Genomic DNA, 1,140 nt, shown 5'->3' with positions numbered 1-1,140 from the left:
CTTATCACTAAAGGGGGGATTTGCGACCACGTAATCAAAGGTCTTTAGGGTATCTCCGTCTTTATACTTTGGATTGGCCAGGGTGTTGCCCTGTACGACTTCAGCCGTGGGATAGTCGTGAAGAATCATATTCATCCGGGCCAACCCGGCTGTAGCTGAGTCCTTTTCCTGTCCGTAAAGGCTAACTGATGTTCTTGCTGTATCAGCAACTTTAAGGAGGAGTGAGCCAGAACCACAGGTTGGGTCATATACGGTAGTAGCGCTACTTGTCTCAGCATCTCGAATGCCGAGAATCTGAGCCATAATTCGGCTTACCTCTGCTGGAGTGTAGAACTGTCCCTTACTCTTTCCGCTCTCAGTGGCGAAGTGCCGCATGAGGTATTCGTAGGCATCCCCTAGAATATCATCCCCATCAGCGCGGTTTTTTGAGAAATCAAGATCCTTATCTTCAAAGATAGCAATCAGGTTTGTAAGCCTATCGACCATCTCTTTGCCGCTTCCGAGCTTATTCGCATCGTTAAAGTCGGGCATATCAGAGAGCTTGTTGGCCTCAGCCAGCGGAGCGATAATCTTCTTATTAATCTGGTCCCCGATATCGGCCTTGCCCTTTAGGGCAATCATGTCCTTAAAGCTTGAACCAGTTGGAACAGTTATCGGAGCGTAGGCCTCGTTAGCGTATTTATCACTTACGTACTTAATGAAGAGGAGGACGAGTACGTAGTCTTTGTATTGGGAAGCGTCCATCCCGCCGCGAAGCTCGTCACAGCTTGCCCAGAGTTTTGAGTAGAGGTCTGATTTTTTGATTGCCATTCTTTCTTGTTCCCTTCCTTACTCTTGAGTTTTCCTGTTTTCGCAGGCTCCTCCTTCTCTCACCCAAGCGTCAACTTCCGTCTTCTTGAATCTCAAGAGTCGACCCACTTTATGGGCTGGCATGTCTTTTCTTTCGAGCCACTTTTAGACCGTGTCCGGCTTGCCCCCGAGAGGAACGGCGCTCTCTCTCATCTACCGAGAGCCATCGAACCCTTTGGTCTCTCAAAGCAAGTACGAAGCTACCTTAAGGGCAGCATTTCCTCCATTAACAAATCATTGCCTAAATTAACTGAATATTCAACGCTTTGTTCCGCATCTGTACAGCGATAG

At 48.1% G+C, this 1,140-nt stretch carries 1 protein-coding gene and 1 pseudogene; both read right to left on the bottom strand.

The annotated features are described in order from the left end of the window. Positions 1 to 810, bottom strand: an 810-nt coding sequence (locus tag EBR25_14335; GenBank protein NBW42147.1) for an SAM-dependent DNA methyltransferase, incomplete at its 3' end; no start/stop codon positions are given. A gap of 18 nt (positions 811 to 828) precedes the next feature. Continuing rightward, positions 829 to 1,036: pseudogene (locus tag EBR25_14330) on the bottom strand (helix-turn-helix domain-containing protein). Between the last annotated feature and the right edge of the window lie 104 nt (positions 1,037 to 1,140).

This window comes from bacterium (assembly GCA_009926305.1).
In the GTDB taxonomy this organism is placed as follows: domain Bacteria; phylum Bdellovibrionota_C; class UBA2361; order UBA2361; family RFPC01; genus RFPC01.
This window is presented reverse-complemented; position numbering and strand designations above follow the sequence as displayed.